At 67.6% G+C, this 1,501-nt stretch carries 3 protein-coding genes; all 3 read left to right on the forward strand.

Features of this window, described 5'->3' with window-relative positions; genetic code table 11:
• The coding region (locus ACEN88_RS31455) for a type II secretion system protein (RefSeq protein WP_413346051.1) at positions 1 to 464 on the forward strand (464 nt) is incomplete at its 5' end.
• Between the two features lie 4 nt (positions 465 to 468).
• Positions 469 to 849: a type II secretion system protein gene (locus ACEN88_RS31460; protein WP_413346053.1), complete on the forward strand. Its 381-nt coding sequence runs from the start codon at positions 469 to 471 to the stop codon at positions 847 to 849.
• Positions 836 to 1,459: a type II secretion system protein gene (locus ACEN88_RS31465; protein WP_413346055.1), complete on the forward strand. Its 624-nt coding sequence runs from the start codon at positions 836 to 838 to the stop codon at positions 1,457 to 1,459. The genes ACEN88_RS31460 and ACEN88_RS31465 overlap by 14 nt, the downstream gene beginning before the upstream one ends.
• Positions 1,460 to 1,501 lie beyond the last annotated feature (42 nt).

The following is a 1,501-nucleotide window of genomic DNA, read 5'->3' on the forward strand; positions in this document are numbered from 1 at the left end:
GGCGCGGCTTTACCCTGATCGAGCTGCTCGTCACGCTCGCGATCCTGGCGCTGCTCGGCACGTTGGTGGTGCCAACCGCGCAGATCGCGCTGCAGCGCCGCCACGAACAGGAATTGCGCGTGGCGCTGCGCGAGATCCGCGCCGCCCTCGACGCCTACAAGAAGGCCGGCGACGAAGGTCGCGTGGCCCGCCAGGCCGGCGCCAGCGGTTATCCGCCGAAGCTGGAAGTGCTGGTCGAGGGCGTGCCGGACCAGCGCAGCCCGAAGAAGGCGAAGATTTATTTTCTGCGCCGCCTGCCGCGTGACCCGTTCAACGGCGACCCCGACCTGAAGGATGCGGAGACGTGGGGCAAGCGCAGCTACGCCAGCGAGCCGGACGAGCCGAAAGAGGGCGACGACGTGTACGACGTCTACTCGACCTCGGGCAAGGTCGGGCTGAACGGCATCCCTTACAACCGCTGGTGAAGACATGAACCTCGAACGACAACGGGGTTTTACCCTGATCGAACTGCTGGTGGTGCTGGGCATCGTGGCGCTGCTGCTCACGCTCGCGGCGCCGCGTTTCTTCCCGAAGGTCGACAGCACCAAGGAGACCATCCTGGCCGAGAACCTGCGCAACACGCGTGCCGTCATCGACCAGTTTTACGAGGACACGGGGCGCTACCCGGATTCGCTGCAGCAGCTCGTCGAGAAAAAATACCTGCCGGCGCTGCCGTTCGATCCGATCGCGGACAGCGATTCGGCCTGGACGGTCGTCCCGCCCGAGGATGGCGACAAGGGCGGCATCCACGACATCCACAGCGGCGCGCCGGGCACGGGCCGCAACGGCAAGCCGTATGCGGAATGGTAGGACGCCGCGGCGCGAGGGCGGTTTTACTTACCTCGGCCTCATCATCCTCGTGACCGTGATCGGCCTCGTCGGCGCGGCCACGCTGAAGGTCGACGCGCTGCTGCGGCGCGCGGCCGCCGAGGAAGAACTGCTGGACATCGGCGCCGCGTTCGGCGAAGCGCTGCGCACGTACGCCGAAGCGACGCCGAAGGGCCAGCCGGCGCAGCCGCCGTCGCTGCAGGAACTGCTGAAGGATCCGCGTTTTCCCGGCGTGCGCCGGCATCTGCGCAAGATCTTCGTCGACCCGCTGACGGGCAAGGCCGAGTGGGGTATCGTGTGGGCCAATCCCGGCGACCGGCGCGGCGTGCTGGCGGTGTACAGCCTGTCGAAGGCGAAGCCGCTGAAGGTGGCGAATTTCGACAAGCGCTTTTCCGGTTTCGAGAACAAGCAGCACGTGTCGGACTGGAAGTTCGCGGCGACCGGACAGGCGCTGATGCAGGGGCAGGTCCTCGCGCAGGGCAAGCCGCAGATGCCCGGCCAGCCGTCGCTGTTCCAGGACCCGCCCGCGGGCACGCCGCAGCAGCCGTCGATGTTTCCCGAGCGGGCCGCGCCACTTCATGCGCCGCGCTAAGTAGCCGGGGTAGCCTGGCGGTTCTCCGCCTCAGGCTCTTTC

This window comes from Massilia sp. CT11-108 (genome assembly GCF_047302915.1).
GTDB classification, from domain to species: Bacteria; Pseudomonadota; Gammaproteobacteria; order Burkholderiales; family Burkholderiaceae_D; genus Telluria; species Telluria orientalis.

Excerpts from the sequence above, each read along its gene's own strand:
- ACEN88_RS31465 (WP_413346055.1), top strand. The coding sequence starts at position 836 with ATGCGGAATGGTAGGACGCCGCGGCGCGAGGGCGGTTTTACTTACCTC.
- ACEN88_RS31460 (WP_413346053.1), top strand. The coding sequence starts at position 469 with ATGAACCTCGAACGACAACGGGGTTTTACCCTGATCGAACTGCTGGTG.